General features: G+C 35.0%; 13 protein-coding genes. 2 read left to right on the forward strand and 11 right to left on the reverse strand.

Going from position 1 to position 16,773, the window contains the following annotated elements; genetic code table 11:
- Positions 1 to 6 precede the first annotated feature (6 nt).
- The 7 genes from hisH to BHE19_RS16820 all read right to left on the reverse strand — a co-directional run bounded on the left by hisH (position 7) and on the right by BHE19_RS16820 (position 7,888).
- On the reverse strand, positions 7 to 594 hold the full coding sequence (gene hisH / locus BHE19_RS16785; protein ID WP_070908077.1) for an imidazole glycerol phosphate synthase subunit HisH: 588 nt from the start codon (positions 592 to 594) through the stop codon (positions 7 to 9).
- A gap of 69 nt (positions 595 to 663) precedes the next feature.
- Positions 664 to 1,800 carry a bifunctional histidinol-phosphatase/imidazoleglycerol-phosphate dehydratase HisB gene (gene hisB, locus BHE19_RS16790; RefSeq protein WP_070908078.1) on the reverse strand — a complete coding sequence of 379 codons (1,137 nt, stop codon included), beginning with the start codon at positions 1,798 to 1,800 and terminating at the stop codon, positions 664 to 666.
- A gap of 218 nt (positions 1,801 to 2,018) precedes the next feature.
- Positions 2,019 to 3,065 (reverse strand): histidinol-phosphate transaminase, encoded by a 1,047-nt coding sequence (gene hisC, locus BHE19_RS16800; protein ID WP_070908080.1) that lies wholly within the window; start codon positions 3,063 to 3,065, stop codon positions 2,019 to 2,021.
- A gap of 166 nt (positions 3,066 to 3,231) precedes the next feature.
- Positions 3,232 to 4,524, reverse strand: a complete 1,293-nt coding sequence (gene hisD / locus BHE19_RS16805) for a histidinol dehydrogenase (RefSeq protein WP_070908081.1) — start codon at positions 4,522 to 4,524, stop codon at positions 3,232 to 3,234.
- A gap of 130 nt (positions 4,525 to 4,654) precedes the next feature.
- Entirely contained in the window at positions 4,655 to 5,512 is an 858-nt protein-coding gene (hisG, locus tag BHE19_RS16810) for an ATP phosphoribosyltransferase (RefSeq protein ID WP_070908082.1), read from the reverse strand.
- A 309-nt stretch (positions 5,513 to 5,821) separates the two neighbouring features.
- Positions 5,822 to 7,222, reverse strand: a complete 1,401-nt coding sequence (locus tag BHE19_RS16815) for a sensor histidine kinase (protein WP_070908083.1) — start codon at positions 7,220 to 7,222, stop codon at positions 5,822 to 5,824.
- Complete coding sequence (locus BHE19_RS16820; RefSeq protein ID WP_017497493.1) at positions 7,223 to 7,888, reverse strand: response regulator transcription factor; 666 nt, start codon at positions 7,886 to 7,888, stop codon at positions 7,223 to 7,225.
- A 348-nt stretch (positions 7,889 to 8,236) separates the two neighbouring features.
- On the opposite strand from BHE19_RS16820, the gene BHE19_RS16825 reads away from it, so the two are divergent.
- Positions 8,237 to 10,327: an LTA synthase family protein gene (locus BHE19_RS16825; protein WP_070908084.1), complete on the forward strand. Its 2,091-nt coding sequence runs from the start codon at positions 8,237 to 8,239 to the stop codon at positions 10,325 to 10,327.
- Positions 10,328 to 10,556: 229 nt separating this feature from the next.
- On the opposite strand, the gene BHE19_RS16830 is transcribed toward BHE19_RS16825, so the two are convergent.
- Entirely contained in the window at positions 10,557 to 11,555 is a 999-nt protein-coding gene (locus tag BHE19_RS16830; protein ID WP_070908085.1) for a zinc dependent phospholipase C family protein, read from the reverse strand.
- Positions 11,556 to 11,725: 170 nt separating this feature from the next.
- Here BHE19_RS16830 and BHE19_RS16835 point away from each other — a divergent pair, with 170 nt between their 5' ends.
- The gene (locus BHE19_RS16835) at positions 11,726 to 12,679 is read left to right on the forward strand and encodes a glycoside hydrolase family 68 protein (RefSeq protein ID WP_070908086.1); all 954 of its coding nucleotides are present in this window, start codon (positions 11,726 to 11,728) and stop codon (positions 12,677 to 12,679) included.
- A 10-nt stretch (positions 12,680 to 12,689) separates the two neighbouring features.
- Here BHE19_RS16835 and BHE19_RS16840 read toward each other — a convergent pair whose 3' ends face one another.
- The 3 genes from BHE19_RS16840 to BHE19_RS16850 all read right to left on the reverse strand — a co-directional run bounded on the left by BHE19_RS16840 (position 12,690) and on the right by BHE19_RS16850 (position 16,737).
- Positions 12,690 to 13,655, reverse strand: coding sequence for a YeiH family protein (locus BHE19_RS16840; protein ID WP_070908087.1), 966 nt, complete (start codon positions 13,653 to 13,655; stop codon positions 12,690 to 12,692).
- 74 nt (positions 13,656 to 13,729) lie between these two features.
- The gene (locus BHE19_RS16845) at positions 13,730 to 14,626 is read right to left on the reverse strand and encodes a LysR family transcriptional regulator (RefSeq protein WP_070908088.1); all 897 of its coding nucleotides are present in this window, start codon (positions 14,624 to 14,626) and stop codon (positions 13,730 to 13,732) included.
- Positions 14,627 to 14,709: 83 nt separating this feature from the next.
- Positions 14,710 to 16,737, reverse strand: coding sequence for a hypothetical protein (locus BHE19_RS16850; RefSeq protein WP_070908089.1), 2,028 nt, complete (start codon positions 16,735 to 16,737; stop codon positions 14,710 to 14,712).
- Positions 16,738 to 16,773 lie beyond the last annotated feature (36 nt).

A 16,773-nucleotide genomic window follows, 5' to 3' on the forward strand; every position in this document is an offset into this window, starting at 1 on the left:
AATTTTTTAATCATTCAATTTTAGAAAGTTTTCAAGGATTTTCTCCCCAACATCACCACTCTTTTCAGGGTGAAATTGCGTTCCATAAAAATTATCTTTTTGTAATGCCGATGCGTACTCTACATCATAGTTTGTTGTTGCTATCATATATTGGCAATTTGGTGCGTAGAAACTGTGTACGAGGTACATAAATTCATTTTCGGCAATGTCTTTGAACAGATTAGATTTTAGATTATAAATCTGATTCCACCCCATTTGTGGTACTTTTACATTAGATGTAAATTTTATGACATCTACGTCAAAAATTCCTAAACCTTCCGTATTCCCTTCTTCCGTTGCATTACACATTAATTGCATTCCGAGGCAAATTCCTAAAACAGGCTGCTTTAAGTTCGGAATCAAACGATCCAAACCGCTTTCTTTCAGTTTGGTCATTGCTGAACTTGCTTCTCCTACGCCCGGAAAAATTACTTTGTCGGCCTTCTGAATTTTATCAGGATCATTGCTCAAAACCGCTTTAAAACCGAGTCTTTCTACTGCAAACATGATGCTTTGAATATTTCCTGCGCCGTAGTTTATGATTACTATTTTCATTAATAAAAGCTTTATGCTTTAGGCTTTAAGCTTTAGGCTTATTGCCTATTGCTTATAGCTTATAGCGTTTTACAACATTCCCTTTGTTGAGGGTAAAATCATTTTCTCCGTATCTCTTTTCACTGCTACTTTTATCGCTTTTGCGAAAGCTTTAAAAATTGCCTCGATTTTGTGATGCTCATTGGTCCCTTCAGCTTTGATGTTGATGTTTGCTTTTGCACCATCTGAAAATGATTTAAAGAAGTGAAAAAACATTTCTGTTGGCATTTTACCGACCATTTCGCGCTTGAATTCGGTTTCCCAAACCAGCCAGTTTCTTCCGCCAAAGTCGATTGCGACCTGTGCCAGACAATCGTCCATAGGCAAACAAAAGCCATAACGTTCGATTCCCAGTTTATTTCCCAGTGCTTTGGCGAAAACTTCTCCCAAAGCAATTGCAGTGTCTTCAATGGTGTGGTGTTCATCAACTTCCAAATCACCTTTCACCAGTATTTCTAAATCCATTTGTCCGTGGCGGGAAATTTGATCTAACATGTGGTCAAAAAATGCAATTCCGGTTTCAATTTTACTTTTTCCGGTTCCATCCAGATTCAAATTAATAAAAATGTCTGTTTCATTCGTTTTACGTGTAATCGAGGCTGAACGTGCTTCTAGCTTTAAAAACTCATAGATCGTTTTCCAATTCATTGTCTGAAGCACAATCGTTTGGTCTAATTCTTCCCGTTTAGAAGAAATTTCATTGCTCCCGATTCCGTCATTATCATTGATAAAAATAGCCTTCGCTCCCAGATTTTTAGCTAGTTCAACATCCGTCAAACGATCTCCTAAAACAAAAGAATTTTCTAAATCATATTCCGGGTTATCGATGTATTTTGTAAGCATCCCTGTTCTTGGCTTTCTTGTTGGGGCATTATCTTCCGGAAAAGATCTGTCGATGAAGACAGCATCAAATTTAATTCCTTCATTCTCAAAAGCTTTTAAGATAAAATTTTGTGTTGGCCAAAACGTTTCTTCCGGAAAACTATCCGTTCCCAAACCGTCCTGATTGGTAACCATTACCAATTCGTAATCTAGTTCGTTGGCAATTTTAGCTAAGTATTGAAAAGCTTTTGGATAAAATTCTACTTTCTCCAAAGCATCTAGTTGGTAATTTTCAGGTTCTAAAACAATCGTTCCGTCACGATCGATAAAAAGTACTTTTTTCATAGTTTATATTTTTGTTTTGCCACAGATTATATAGATTATAATGATTTTTTTATTCCTTGTGTTTAATTTTTCGCCACGAATTCACAAATTAAAACGAATTGAATTAGTGAAAATTCGAGAAATTTGTGGCAAAATAAAAATTCTTTTAATCTATATAATCTGTGGCAAGAAAACTTTGCGTACTTCGCGTAATTCTTTGCGAGCTTTGCGGTTAAGTTTTATTTCAATAATTTCAATTCTTTAATCAAAACAGCGTTTTCTTCCGGAATGCCAATCGTCAAACGAAGGCAGTTTTCGCATAAAGGCTGACTGGTTCTGTTTCGGATTACAATTCCTTTTTCAATTAACTGATCGTATCTTTTATTGGCATCGTCTACTTTTACCAAAACAAAGTTCGCTTCTGTTGGATATACTTTTTCTACAAAACTTACCTCAAGTAAAACTTTAATTAACTCTTCTCTTTGTTCAATAATTGAAGCTATTTCATTCTTTATTGTTTCTGGATTATTCAAACGATTTATAGCTCTCTGCTGGGTTAATTCGTTTACGTTATAAGGAGGTTTTATTTTGTTGAGAACCGAAATCACAGCTTCGGACGCATAACAAATTCCTAATCGGATTCCTGCTAGTCCGTAGGCTTTTGAAAGGGTTTGCGTGATGATCAAGTTTGGATATTCATCGATCTCCGTCAGCCAGCTTTCCTTTTTTGAAAAGTCTATATAAGCCTCGTCAATTACAACTAAACCCTTAAAATTCTGAAGTAGTTTTACAACGCTCTCATCTGAAAATGAATTTCCCGTAGGATTGTTTGGAGAGCATAAAAAGATAATTTTAGTAGAATCGTCAACAGTATCTAAGATTTGATCTACTTGTGGCTGAAAATCAGTTGAAAGTAGAACTTCTCTGTTCTCGACTGCATTTATATTCGCCAAAACGCCGTACATCCCGTATGTTGGCGGAAGCGAAATAATATTGTCTGTTTTAGGTTCGCAGAAAGCTCTGAAAAGTAAATCGAGAACTTCATCACTTCCGTTTCCTAATAAAATCTGGCTTGTTTTTACCTTATTATTCTTTGCCAAAATGGCTTTAACCGAAAGTTGTTGCGGATCAGGGTAACGATTTACTCCAGTTTGAAACGGATTTTCATTCGCATCCAGAAAAATCATCTCGGCAGTATCAAAGTCTTCAAACTCGTCACGAGCTGATGAGTACGGCTTCAAAGATTTTACATTCTCTCTTGTTATCGTGTTTATATCGAATTTCATTTTTTTATTTTTTTTTCTTTAGAGAATAGAGTATAGAGCCAAGAGTCAAGATGGTAGACTTTTTTGTCTGGTCAGTAGCTTCCGTATCCTTTACTTGTATGTTCTATAGTCTTTGCTCTATATTCTTGCTTCTATATTCTTGCTTCTATACTCTTGACTCTTTGCTCTATCCTCTTTCCTTCAAACTCTTTAATCGCAATGTAACTGCATTCTTGTGAGCTTGTAATCCTTCAGCTTCAGCCATAAGTTCGATCGCATTGCCAATATTTTGAATTCCTTTTTCGGAAATTTTCTGAAAGGTCATTGATTTTACAAAACTGTCCAGATTTACGCCGCTATAATTTTTGGCATAGCCGTTTGTTGGTAAAGTATGATTGGTTCCTGACGCATAGTCTCCCGCACTTTCAGGGGTGTAATTGCCTATAAACACAGAACCTGCGTTGATAATACCGTTACAGTAGAAATCATCGTATTGAGAGCAAATTATAAAATGTTCCGGTCCATACTCATTAATTAAATCTAAAGCGATTTGATCGTTTTCTACATAAATTAGCTTTGAATTTTCAATGGCTTTTTTAGCGATGGCTTTTCGGGGAAGTTCTTCAATTTGAACCTGGATCTCTTTTTCAACGGCTTCAATTAATCTTTTAGAAGTCGAAACCAGAATCACCTGACTGTCTGTTCCGTGTTCTGCCTGAGACAGTAAATCGGAGGCAACAAACGCTGGTACAGCAGTGTCATCAGCCACGACCAGCAATTCTGAAGGTCCGGCAGGCATATCGATGGCTACTCCAAATTGAGTTGCCAGCTGTTTTGCCACAGTTACAAATTGATTTCCTGGCCCGAAAATTTTATACACTTTAGGGATTGAGTTTGTTCCAAATGTCATTCCTGCAATGGCTTGAATTCCACCCACTTTTAAGATTTTGGTCACACCGCATAAAGTAGCTGCATATAGAATTGCAGGGTTTATTTCCCCGGATTTATCAGGCGGAGAACACAGTACTATTTCTTTGCAGCCAGCAATTCCGGCAGGAACAGCCAACATTAGAACGGTTGAAAACAAAGGTGCCGTTCCTCCGGGAATGTATAAGCCAATTTTTTGAATGGGTCTCTTTTCCTGCCAGCAGTTGACTCCCTCAGTTGTTTCAATTGAGATCTTATCGGTTTTTTGAGCACTGTGAAATTTATATATGTTTTCTTTTGCTAACTGAATAGCCGCTTTTAGTTCTTCTGAAATGCTACTATTGGCTTCCTGAATCTCCTCAGCTGAAACTTCATAGTTTTCCAGAGTAATTCCGTCAAAAATAGAAGTGTATTTAGCAACAGCTTCATCCCCTTTTTTCTGTACTTCTTTAAAGATTTCTTTTACTGTAACTTCGATATCATCGATCGTTTTAGTTGGTCGTTTTAGTATTTCTGACCAGGTATCTGGTTTCGGATTGTTTATTTTATTCATTTTTTTTATGCTTTATGCTATTAGCTTTAAGCGGTAAGCCTTAGGCTGTATGCGGTTTAACTATGGAATATTTTATTTAATTTTTTAGGCTTATAGCGTACTGCTTAAAGCCTAAAGCGTGCGAAGCACACTACAGAACCATTTTTTCAATTGGACACACTAAGATTCCTTCTGCTCCTTCCTCTTTTAATTGGTCAATTACATCCCAAAAGGTGTCCTTATCAATTACCGAGTGAACGCTGCTCCATCCTTCCTGTGCAAGTGGCAAAACGGTAAGGCTTCGAAGTACCGGCAGAATTTTTCCAATTGCTTCAATTTTATCGTTAGGCACGTTCATTAGGATGTATTTGGAGTTTCTTGCTCTTAAAACAGACTGAATTCTAAATTTTAAAGTATCAATATGTTTTTGAATTTCGGGAGATACTTTTGGCGAAACTGCCAGAACAGCTTCACTTTTAAGAATTACTTCAACCTCTTTTAAATTGTTCTTGAATAAGGTGCTCCCGCTTGAAACAATATCTACAATGGCATCGGCAAGTCCGATATTAGGAGCAATTTCTACAGAACCTGAAATTTGGTGAATATCAACTGTCAGTCCGAAAGAATTAAAATACTCGTTAACGGTATTAGGATATGAGGTTGCAACACGCAAACCTGATAAATCCTGTATCGAATTGTATTCAAAGGTTTTAGGGACTGCAACAGAAACTTTGCACTTAGAAAAACCCAGTTTTTGAATTACTTCAATTTGTCGGCCTTTCTCCACAAGTAAATTATCGCCAACGATAGCAAGATCTACCACTCCATCAATTAAATATTGCGGAATGTCTGAGTTTCGAAGGTATAAAACTTCTAAAGGAAAGTTGGAAGCTTCGGCTTTAAGCTGATCGTTTCCGTTGTTGATTGAAATACCACAATCTTTAAGAATTTGAATGCTGTCTTCGTTTAATCTACCTGATTTTTGAATTGCAATTTTTAATGTACTCATTTTTTTAGTTTTTTAGAATTAAATAGTCTGAGTACAAAGAAGTGGTATAAAAAAACCCGTTTGATGTACTCAAACGGGTTTTAAAATATGATGATTTACACGCATACCATTAACACATCGCCTGAGAGCAATAATGAAAATGATGATGATGTAATTGATTAGAAATCATGTCTTGTTTTGTTTTTTAATTCTTTGATTCGGTTGCAAATATAGTAGTTATTTTCATAAAAAAGCATTTTATATTTTAACTTAATGGCATTTTATTGTTAAAAAATCTTTCAAGGCTTAATTTTACAGGTCTTTCAGAAGCTATAAAAGGGCTTTTTTATTTTGATCAAAGTATAAAATTACAGTAGTACCTAGCCCTATTTCACTTTCCATTTTAAACTTGATATGAAGTAGTTCAGTTACCCTTTTTACGATAGAAAGGCCTAATCCGGTTCCTTTAATTTCCGGATGTTCCGTAGAATTGGATCTAAAGAACGGACTAAAAATAGCGTCTAAATCTTGCTTTGCAATACCAATACCGTTATCTGAAATTCTGCAGATTGTCTTTTCATGCTCTTCGGAAAGCAGAACAGTTACCTCTCCTCCACTGTGCGAATATTTAATAGCATTGGAAATTATATTTCTAAGTATGGTAATGACTAAAAAATTATCCGACTCAATATAATAATCCTGACGAGTATCAAATTTAATTTTGATCTGCTGATTGTTAATTCTTTCGGAATTTAATCTGAAAACGTCTAAAATTACCGCATTTAGATAAACAGATTCGGTATTGATATTTTTCTTCTGATTTTCAAAACGAGCCATCAACAACAGTTGATCTACAAGCATATTCAGATGGTCAACTTCTTTTATACAATAGTTGATCTTATCTTCGTATTCCTTATTGTCTCGAGGTTTACGAATCAATACTTCAAGTGTTCCTTTAATAACGGTAAGAGGTGTTCTTAGTTCATGAGAAGCATCAGAGGTAAACTCTTTTTCACGTTCAATTGCATGTTCAATTCGGTTTAAAAGATTGTTTATCGTTTTCGAAAGCGTGTACAATTCATCCTTAGTTCTCGGTAATGCAATACGTGTCTTTAAATTGTCTTTGGTGATAATTTTTGAGGTATTAATGATTTCATTGATGGGTTTTATGCTTCGTCCCGCAAAGAATCTTGCTATGAAAAACAACAGGATCAGAATGCCTAAAAAAGAAAGTGACATGATATCAAACAGGTTGTTCAATACCATTTTAGAATCGGCCAGAGACATGGCAACAATCACATATCCAATTTTCTTCTCCTTAAGATGAAGCGGAACCTGAATTTGTCGGATCGCATGGTCTCCCATTTTGGTGTCAAAGAGTTCAAAATCTTCAACAGAATCATTAAATTTAAGGGTTTGGGTTTTTAGATTCGGTGCTTTTTCAATGATTTTTTTATTCAGATCAAGGAACTCTACAAAAACGGGATTGACATCTACTGTGTTGTGCTCTCTTTCGTTCCATTCTTCCTCATCAATTAAAATTACTTTTCCCTTTACCTCTTTGATTTCCTGGAGGTGATTTTGAATTTCAACTTTTATTTTTTCATCAATATGACTGTAAACCGTGTGTTTTACAATAGAATAAATGACGGAGAAAACGGCTAAAATTAATAATCCCGTTGTAATGATGTAATTTAAAGCAATTCTGTTTTTAAAAGAAAGTTGTGTCATTTATAAATCGTTAGCGATATAACCGATACCGCGTATAGTTTTAATATAATCTTCTTCAATTTTTAAATTGAGCTTTTTTCGGATGGCATTCATAAAAACATCGATTACACCAGTGTCGTATTCGAAGTTTATTTCCCAAACATCTTTTAATATTTGATTTCGTGTGCAGACTTTTCCTTTATTCTGAATAAGATATTTTAATAGTTCAAATTCTCTCTGGGTTAGCGCAACTTCTTCATTGTTTTTTAGAACGATATGTTTTAACAAATCTATTTTAATAGTCCCCAAAGTCAAATCTTCTGAACCTTTTTGATTTCTAAAGTGTATTTTGATGCGTTCCACCAATTCCTCAAAGCTAAAAGGCTTTTTGATGTAGTCATTTGCTCCTGCTTTCAGGCCTTCTATCGTTTCCTGTACAGTATCTTTAGCGGTCAAAAAGATAATTGGGGTTTTCTGATCCTTAACTCTAATGGCTCTGCACAAATCTAATCCGTTAATTTTAGGAAGCATCCAGTCTAATAAAATCAAATCAAAGTGTTGGCTGTGAATCAGCTCAAAAGCTTTAGAGCCATCATTGGCTGTCGTAATCTGGTATCCTTCTTCCTGCAGACCTTGTTGCAAAAACTGAACAATACCTAACTCATCTTCAACGATTAGAATGTGCATTTTAATAGTGTAATTTTAGTTGAACTGTAATTATTTACCTTCAAAGATAAGACTTTTGAGGTCAGAAAGGACTTAATACCATTAGAATAGCCGAAAATTAACCTGCTTAAGTAAACCTTAAGTTAACACTAAGTAAGGCAAAAGCATAACTTTATTCTGAATTAATTTAATGGGATTATTTTTGTTTGAAAAAGAAGTCAAAATAGGTATTATTCTCATATTTGACTATAAAAGAGACTACTCGCAGTTTATCCTTAAAAAAAGTATGTTATTTTTACTAATTTTACAATCTTAAGCAAATGAATAACTCTTTTAAATTAATAATTATCTGAACTTAAAAAGCTATTAATGTCCCTCACAAAAAAGTTTTCCCCAATCTACAATCTGGCGATATTTTATTTTATCGTTAGTTTTCTGTTAAGAATTGTTTTGTTTTTTCATCCCATTACACAAAGTTCATTTACCATTATTCAGAGCTTAAAAATCTTTATACTTGGACTTGTTTCTGATTTTTTTGTTTTTGTTGTGGCAAGTGTTTTTTTATGGCTCTATCTGATTTTCATATCCAATTCTAAGTATAATAAACCTTCCGGTTATATAATTCTTGGGATTTTTGCGGTTCTCTTTATCTATGCAGCTTCCGGGAAAAGTATCTTTGACGAGTATGGAGGAGCTTTGCCAATGATCGTTATGATTTTCATCGGAATTAAGATGGCTCTCTTTGCTCTTTTATTGTTTCTGCCTAAGCTAAGGGATAAAATCAGATATTGGTTGTTTGCATTTGTAATTTTCCTGTATGTTTTACTAATTCTGCAAAATGGTTTAAGTGAATATTTCTTTTGGAATGAGTTTGGTGTGAAGTATAATTTTATTGCGGTAAATTATTTGATTTACACTACTGAGGTTATTGGAAATATTATGGAGTCCTATCCGGTAATTCCTTTGTTTTCGGCTTTATTTTTAGTCACCGGAATTGTGACTTACTTTATCCTTAAAAAATCCAGAAATTATATTGATCATATTCCAACTATAAGTGAAAAAATAAAAATTACTGCTATCTATCTTGGGGCATTTGCTGTTTCACTAATTGCGATTCCAACGCTGGCAAAAACGGAAAACTCAAAGAATGTTTTTGTTAACGAGTTACAGGCTAACGGTATATACAAATTTTACTTAGCATTTGAGAACAGTAAACTTGATTACTTTGATTTTTATAAAACGTTGCCTAATGAAGAGGCTTTTGCGCTTCTAAAACAGCAGTTCGCTACTATTAAAGGAAACAGTACTAAAAGAACTATTACCGGAGATTCGCTTGAAAATCATAAAAATGTGGTGCTGATTACTATCGAAAGTTATAGTGCCGATTTTATGAAGATGTATGGAAATGAGGAAAACATTACTCCTTTCTTAGATAGTTTGGCTCAAAAGAGTCTTCTTTTTACCAATTTATATGCTACCGGAAACAGGACAGTTCGCGGACTGGAAGCGGTTACTTTATGTTTGCCTCCAACTGCCGGTGAAAGCGTTGTAAAAAGAGAAGACAATAAAAACAAATTTTCTACCGGAGCTATTTTTAAGAAAAAAGGATATAAGGTGAAATATTTGTATGGCGGAGATGCTTTCTTTGATAATATGCAGGATTTCTTTTCCGGAAATGGTTATGAAATTGTAGACAAATCAAGTTTTGCACCTGAAGAAATTACCTTCTCCAATGTTTGGGGTGTTTGTGATGAAGATATGTACAATAAAGCGATAAAGGTTATGAATGCTGAGGAAAAGGAAAAAAGACCTTTCTTTAATCACATTATGACGGTGAGTAATCACAGACCTTTTACGTATCCAAATAATAAAGTTGATATTCCGGGTGATGCAAAATCTCGTGAAGGCGGTGTAAAATATACGGATTATTCGTTGAAAAAATTCTTTGAAATGGCAAGCAAACAATCTTGGTTTAAGAATACCATTTTTGTAATTGTAGCCGACCACTGCGCCTCAAGTGCAGGAAAAACCGAGCTTCCTTTAGATAAGTATAGAATTCCGGGGTTTATTTATGATCCAAACGGAAAACCTCAAAAATACAATCAGTTAATGTCGCAAATAGATGTTATGCCAACACTCTTTGGGTTATTAAATTTTAATTATGAAAGTAAGTTTTTTGGTCAGGATGTTTTAAAACCGGATTATAAACCCAGAGCTTTTATTGCCACCTATCAGGACATGGGACTAATTAAAGACAATGTTCTGACGATTTTGTCGCCTAAGCAACAGGTAAAACAGTTTAATGTGCAAATTAACCCGAAACCAGGTATTGCTCCTGAATTTCAAATTGATTACAACGAAACTCCGATGAAAACAGAGAGAGCTGATTTAATAAAAGAAACCATTTCTTTTTATCAAACAGCTTCCTATATGCTTAAAGAGAAGAAGTATCAGCGTTAGTTTTCAGTCTCAGTCGCAGTATTCAGTCGTGCTCACAGTTGAATGCTGCTTACTATTGCGGTATTGATCGCAGATGAAGTCTAAAATAAAATTAAGCAAGAAATATTACAAAAAAAAACAGCCTCAGATTCATTAGAATTTGAGGCTGTTCTCATTATAATAATTAGCTATAATCTGTAAACTAAACACAGTACAGAGACTGAGACTGAATACTTATAAAGTAAACTATTTAATCATTCTGATTTTTCATTCCAAATAAGTTTCCTTGTTGAAATAATCTGGCATCATCTTTTAAGGCTTGATTATTTCTTTGTGTAAGCTCAAATGCATCTAAATCACTTAAATCCGGTTTTCCTGCATTTACCCATGCTGTGTACCAAAAACTTGCTGTTGCTGCAATGGCTTTTTTCATTTGATTCTCCACCATTCCATTTAATTCTTTGTGCAGTTTTTTAGCATATTCGTCAGAGAAAATAGCTGTATTGTATTTGCTCTTTAGTACTTTCCCATCAGCATCCATTTTAAAAGTCTCATTTTCCGGAGTTGTTGTTCTTAGCTTTTTATCTACATCCAGCAAAGGCTGAACTAAACTGTGAGTATCATTAATCATGTCCCAGGTTGCTTTGTGAACATCCTCATAGTACTGTGCTTGCGGAACGTTTAGTCTGTAGTTTTTAACAAACAATTCAGGAAGTCTGCTTTCCCAAAGGGAATGAATTCCTTTTTGATCGCTTAATTGTCCGTCATGATTTGAAGAGGTATGCAATGGCATGTGTGCATCACCAACGTAATGACCTAAATCTGCAGCTAAAAACAAGATTTCAGCTCTGTTCTTCTCTTTAAAAGCTTTTGTCAATTTTACCATCATCTCTTCGATGTACCAAGGCAGGATTCCGTTCTCGTTTAAGAATTTGGCATCGTATTTTTGCTTTGCTGCTTCTAGAGTCTGTGGGAAATCTGCTGGGTTACCAAAGCTCTCCATGTCAAAATAATGTCTTGGATTTTCGTCTTTATAATTTAAGGCATATTTTCTAATGTCCGGTACAGAGGCTTCCTGTGTAATAAAATCTATATGATTATAGAAGAATACCTGAAGCGGGTGTGGCAAAGCCATAACTGCGGCTTTATTAATACGTTCGTGACCAACCATCCCCCAGGATAATGTCAAAAAACCAATTGCTAATGCGAATAATGCAATTAGTCTTGGTTTCATTTTTAAGTTTTTCATTTTTATTTTTGTTAGAGGTGCAAATTTATTTTATTTATGTACATTTCAAAGGGAATAATCGTAAAGATTGCAAAATTTAGCTTCATTTATTTTTTTTGAATCCGAAGTAATTGAAATTCAAATTAAAAGTTTCTTCGTAAATTCGCTACTTTTTATCTAAATCTAAAAATATGCGCCTCATTTCTATAGGAATTCTTTTCCTGCTCTTCACTTGCAGCGGTTTTGCACAAGAAGATATTGTCGAATTGAAAAATGTTCAGGATACGATTCTGATTACCAAAAGAACATTACAGGTAGCGGATCCTTTCAATTCGGTGAAAACAATGCAGCAATTGTTTCCGGGTAAACTATACAGTCTCTCCGATCATAATACTTTTATAAGCTGGAAATGCAGCACATGCAAGCCTGTCGCCTATATTGATGTCAATGGTGTCGAAGGTGATCAGTTGTTTCCTTATGAAAATGGCGTTGCAACGAGGGTTTTAGGCACTCTTGATTATACAGATTCTAAAGGGAATCAGTTTAAATTGCTGCTTTTTAATCATTCTTTTTATGACGAAGACGGGTTGCAGACCGGAAGATTTTCCGGCGGACTTGTTGGCGTAGCCAAGTTTGCTAAAAACAACCAAACCTGGCAAATGAGGTCTTTTCAACCTGCTATTGCGGCTTTTGGCTCTTTTGCTCAGGCGCCTTCTCCAAAATTGGTAGAAATTGGAGAAGATCAGTACGCCTTTACACTCACCCATGTAAATGGTGGTGCGGGCGGTCCATTTGAAGGGATTCTCTATCTGATTGCCGGATTTGACGGAAGGTACCAGCCTATTTTAGAGTCTTACAATTACAAACTCACCAATGTAGCGAGCGTAGAATGGTCCGGTTCTTACACCGTCGTAAAGGATACAAACAAAAAACACTTTAGGGATATTATCGTTAAAACAAACGGCTCCTTTAGTAAAGCTGCCCAGGCTAATGATGAATTTGAAGTCATTTTACCTGATGAAATAGCTGCAATGGCCAAAACGAAGAAGAAGTTTAATTTCGAGATCGAAAGACGTTTTTCGTTTAAAGGGAAACAGTATAAGCTGGTTGATAAGCCTGTTGTTAGATTCTCGAATGTGAAATAGCTATTTCTCTTTAGTGGAAAAATAGTATCGACACAAGCCCCAGAACTGCAATAAATATCCAAAGAACAACTCCTTGTAGTAAAGGTTTAGCGCCAACTGATTTTAAAGTATTGACACTTAAAGTTGCTCCTATCAGGAATAAAGTTATCGTAAGACCGATTTTGGCAATCGAAACAATATGTGGTGCTATAACAGCCGTTTGTGGCACATAAGTATTGAAAAGCATGGCGAGAATGAATAAACCTATGAAATACGGAATCTTGATTTTAGAGTTTTTATTCTTAAAAAGCACAGCGGTTAAAAGAGAGATCGGTATAATCCATAGGGCTCTGGCCAATTTTACAGTAGTTGCAATCTGAAGTGCTTCCGTACCATATTTGTTGGCAGCGCCTACTACAGAACTGGTGTCGTGAATCGCTATGGCGCACCATAATCCAAAGTCTTTCTGCGATAAGTCGAGTTGATGTCCAATAAAGGGGAACACAAACAATGCTACAGAGTTCAGAATAAAAATAACTCCCAGAGCGATTGAGGTCTGATTCTCATTAGATTTAATTACCGGTGCAATAGCCGCAATGGCGCTTCCTCCGCAAATAGCGGTTCCGCAAGAAATTAAATGGGAGGTTTTCTTCTCGGTTTTGAATGCTTTCCCTAAGAAAGTCCCTAAAAGTAAAGTGCTGAAAATGGATAATACAGTAAGTAAGAATCCTTCTTTTCCGGCAGAGAGCGCTGCAGTCGCATTCATTCCGAAGCCTAAACCTACCACTGAAAATTGAAGTAAAAAAGTAATCGCTGTTGCATTGAACTTTTCAAATGGATTTCCGAAGACATTTACCAGAATGACTCCTAATAGTAAAGCTAATGGAGGTGAAATGATTGAAAATAGGCATAGAACAATTATGAAAGCAAAAATTGCCTGTTGCGTATAAGGATTAATTTCAAAAAAATGTACCGATGTTTGTTGTTTCGTTTTCAAAATAAGTAATTTGATATTTCTTGTACAAAGGTCTGTCGTTTATATCAAAATCACCAATCGTAAAACGCGATAGGCTATAACTCTAAGTTATAATAAGAAGACAAATTTTGGATAAAAAGCTCTGTTAATGCATTTGGTTTACCCAGTAAGGTAATGATATAGAAGTAGCGTTCAATAGATAAGTTAGCAATATCAAGCACCATTAATTCATTGTTTTTAAGCTCTTTATCTACTGCATGTATGGACATAAAAGCCAGACAATCCGAGTTTAGAAGATACGATTTAATGCTTTCGGTGCTTCCTAACTGCATTTCAATCTGCAGATCACTTATTTTTACCCCAACCTGTTTCAGAGAGTATTCTATAACTTCAAGTGTTCCTGATCCACGCTCACGAGTGATGAATTTCATCGATTTTAAATCTTCCAATGAAATTTCATTCTTTTTGATCAGCGGATTTTTGGTATTGCACACCAGTACGAGTTCGTCTTTTAAAAACGGAGTATATTTAATCGATTGGTTTTTGGATTGTCCTTCAACAATTCCTATTTCGATTTCTTTATGGATTAAGGCATTCTCAATTTGTTCTGTATTTCCGTTGAGCAAATTGACTTTAATGTCTTTCTGTTTTTGATGAAAACGTGCTAATACCGGTGAAATGATATACTGAGAAATCGTTGTACTCGCTCCCAGCCTCAGTAATCCTTGACGATCGCTAATAAAGCTGCTCATTTCGAAGTCTATTTCACGATAGATTTCAAAAATGTTTTTGGTGTGTTTGAGCAGAATTTCTCCTGCCGGAGTTAAAGCAATTTTGGAACCGTTTCGTTCGAAAAGCTTGGTTTTATAAGTTTCTTCAAGTTCCTGAATGTGTTTGGAAACCGCTGGCTGTGAAATATATAATTCAGTTGCCGCTTTAGTAAAGTTAAGACGGAGTGCAACGGTGTAGAATACTTTTAGCCTGAAATCCATTGTATTACTTAGTTTTGTTTCATGTTTAAAGTTTCAAGTTACGCAAAAAAATGTTTTTTTGTGCTACCAAACTTTTTTACTATTTAAAGTAATCCATTGTATTTACGGATAAACCATTCTGCAGTAAATACCAAAGCAATTAAAATCAACAGCCAAACCCAATCAATTAAAGGTGTTTTGGTGGAAATATTTTTTTCGATCGATTTGTATTCTTTGTTCTCTATAAGCTGTTGAATAAGTTCATCTGCCTGATTTTCAAAGAAAGCTTTTCCGTTGGTTTGTAAGGCTAATTGTTTTAATTTCTGAACATCCGGATTTACAAATTGCTTTTCGATATCAAAATCTAAAATTTCAAAGTGACCTGAGTAAGAAGTATTGGTGTTCAATTCTTTTACTGTGAAATTGTACTTTCCGGTGGCCAATCCATCCAGATTTACCGAAAAAGAGTTATTTCCTTTTAGCAAGTCATAGTTTTTTACCTGTTTGGTTGCTGCATTTGTTACGGTAATTGTAAGTCGTGCTTTTTCATCAAACTCATAGTTTTTATTAAAGTACTGTGCATTGATCACAATAGCCTCACCGGAATTGTAGAAGCTTTCGTGTGTAACTACCAAAGATTTTTTGGAAGTAGTTGAAGCGAGATACTGAATAACCTTATCTATAAAAACGTCATACTTCTCAAAAGACTGATTGTCAATATGGCTTTGTAAACGCCATTTCCAGCTGTTTTCTCCTAAAAGAAAAGCGGTTCTTTTTGCCTGATTCTCTGTAAAGGCCAGTAAGGGTGCATTTGTAGAAACATTTCTAATTTTTGAAGAAAGCAGTACCGATACATTTCCATTAGTGGTCACCGTTCCAAATAAATTTTGCAGTGGTGGAAAATTTTCAAAACCTATATTGTCTACAGCAAACAGATTAAACTGTGATTCAAATTCTGCCAGATAATCTTCTCTCTGACCACTCATTTTAAATACCAGATTTTTTTGCTGCTGATTCAAATAATTAAAGTCAGTGTTGTTACCGGTTATGATAAAAGTGTTTACTCCCGCTAGCTTATTGTTATCAAAGATGGCTTTGAATGCTGTCGTTGGCTGGTATAAAACCAAAACAGAAGCTTCTTGCAGCTGATTGATATCGTTTGGCTTAACCAGAATCACTTTACGCTGTGCATTCGTTTCAATCGAACGTTTTAATGCTGCAATATCGGGATGATTTATAGCAGAAACGATTGCAATCGTTGACTTTTGATCAATGATCTCGACAGCAAAATTTTTGATGTTATTGTAGCTGTTTTTCTCTTTGATATTGGAAGAAACTGCTGCTTTAAAAATTTGTAAACCTACTTTATCAGCCGGTAAAAGTAAGTTTAAGGTTGCTGTCTTTTTGGAAGGAGAAAAAGAAACTTTTTCTTTGGCAACTACCTTACCTCCTTGTGATATGGTAAAATCAGCATTCGTAGCTTTGTCTCCTGCGTATTGAAGAAATACTTCTACCGGAAATTTATTCTTGTGAAAAGCGTATTTGTTTACGTTAAGCTGATTGATTTTAAGATCTAAAAAAGTGGTTGTATCTCCCACAACCAAAGGATAAACTTTATTAACAGGATCAAAACGATAGACATAATCGTTTCCTGTAGTCTGATTTCCGTCAGTTATAATTACGGTTGGAAAAATCAGGTTTTTATTGATGCTTTTTAGATTTTTGGCAACTTCGTCAAGATTGGTTTGTTTTCCTTTGAAATCAAACTTCTCCGAAAGTTTAAAATCGGCATCAAACTGGTAGGACTGAATTTCGAATTTATCCCGAAGCGCAGGATTCGACATCAATTTTTGATGCAATTCTATCACTTTTTTATTTGAATTTAAAGCAGTAATAGAACTTGAATTGTCTACAGCAATTGCAAGCGGAGTTTTGGTAACTTCCAGTGCATTTTTGGTCATTATTGGGTTTATTAGTAAAAGCAATAATCCAAAAATGGCTAAAAAACGTAAAAAAGCCAAAAACCAAATCACATTGGATTTGTTTTTGGCTTTAAAAAAATATTGAAAATACGACAAACCAACTGCGATTACTAAAGAAAGTAATATTAATAGAATCGTATTTGTAGTCATATTTTATGAATTGAAAGATTAAAAAAATTTAAAAAT

The sequence above is a fragment of the Flavobacterium tructae genome (assembly GCF_001853485.1).
Lineage (GTDB): Bacteria > Bacteroidota > Bacteroidia > Flavobacteriales > Flavobacteriaceae > Flavobacterium > Flavobacterium tructae.

Excerpts from the sequence above, each read along its gene's own strand:
- hisH (WP_070908077.1), bottom strand. The coding sequence starts at position 594 with ATGAAAATAGTAATCATAAACTACGGCGCAGGAAATATTCAAAGCATC.
- hisG (WP_070908082.1), bottom strand. The coding sequence starts at position 5,512 with ATGAGTACATTAAAAATTGCAATTCAAAAATCAGGTAGATTAAACGAA.
- BHE19_RS16845 (WP_070908088.1), bottom strand. The coding sequence starts at position 14,626 with ATGGATTTCAGGCTAAAAGTATTCTACACCGTTGCACTCCGTCTTAAC.
- hisB (WP_070908078.1), bottom strand. The coding sequence starts at position 1,800 with ATGAAAAAAGTACTTTTTATCGATCGTGACGGAACGATTGTTTTAGAA.
- hisC (WP_070908080.1), bottom strand. The coding sequence starts at position 3,065 with ATGAAATTCGATATAAACACGATAACAAGAGAGAATGTAAAATCTTTG.
- hisD (WP_070908081.1), bottom strand. The coding sequence starts at position 4,524 with ATGAATAAAATAAACAATCCGAAACCAGATACCTGGTCAGAAATACTA.
- BHE19_RS16830 (WP_070908085.1), bottom strand. The coding sequence starts at position 11,555 with ATGAAAAACTTAAAAATGAAACCAAGACTAATTGCATTATTCGCATTA.
- BHE19_RS16815 (WP_070908083.1), bottom strand. The coding sequence starts at position 7,222 with ATGACACAACTTTCTTTTAAAAACAGAATTGCTTTAAATTACATCATT.
- BHE19_RS16835 (WP_070908086.1), top strand. The coding sequence starts at position 11,726 with ATGCGCCTCATTTCTATAGGAATTCTTTTCCTGCTCTTCACTTGCAGC.
- BHE19_RS16820 (WP_017497493.1), bottom strand. The coding sequence starts at position 7,888 with ATGCACATTCTAATCGTTGAAGATGAGTTAGGTATTGTTCAGTTTTTG.
- BHE19_RS16850 (WP_070908089.1), bottom strand. The coding sequence starts at position 16,737 with ATGACTACAAATACGATTCTATTAATATTACTTTCTTTAGTAATCGCA.
- BHE19_RS16825 (WP_070908084.1), top strand. The coding sequence starts at position 8,237 with ATGTCCCTCACAAAAAAGTTTTCCCCAATCTACAATCTGGCGATATTT.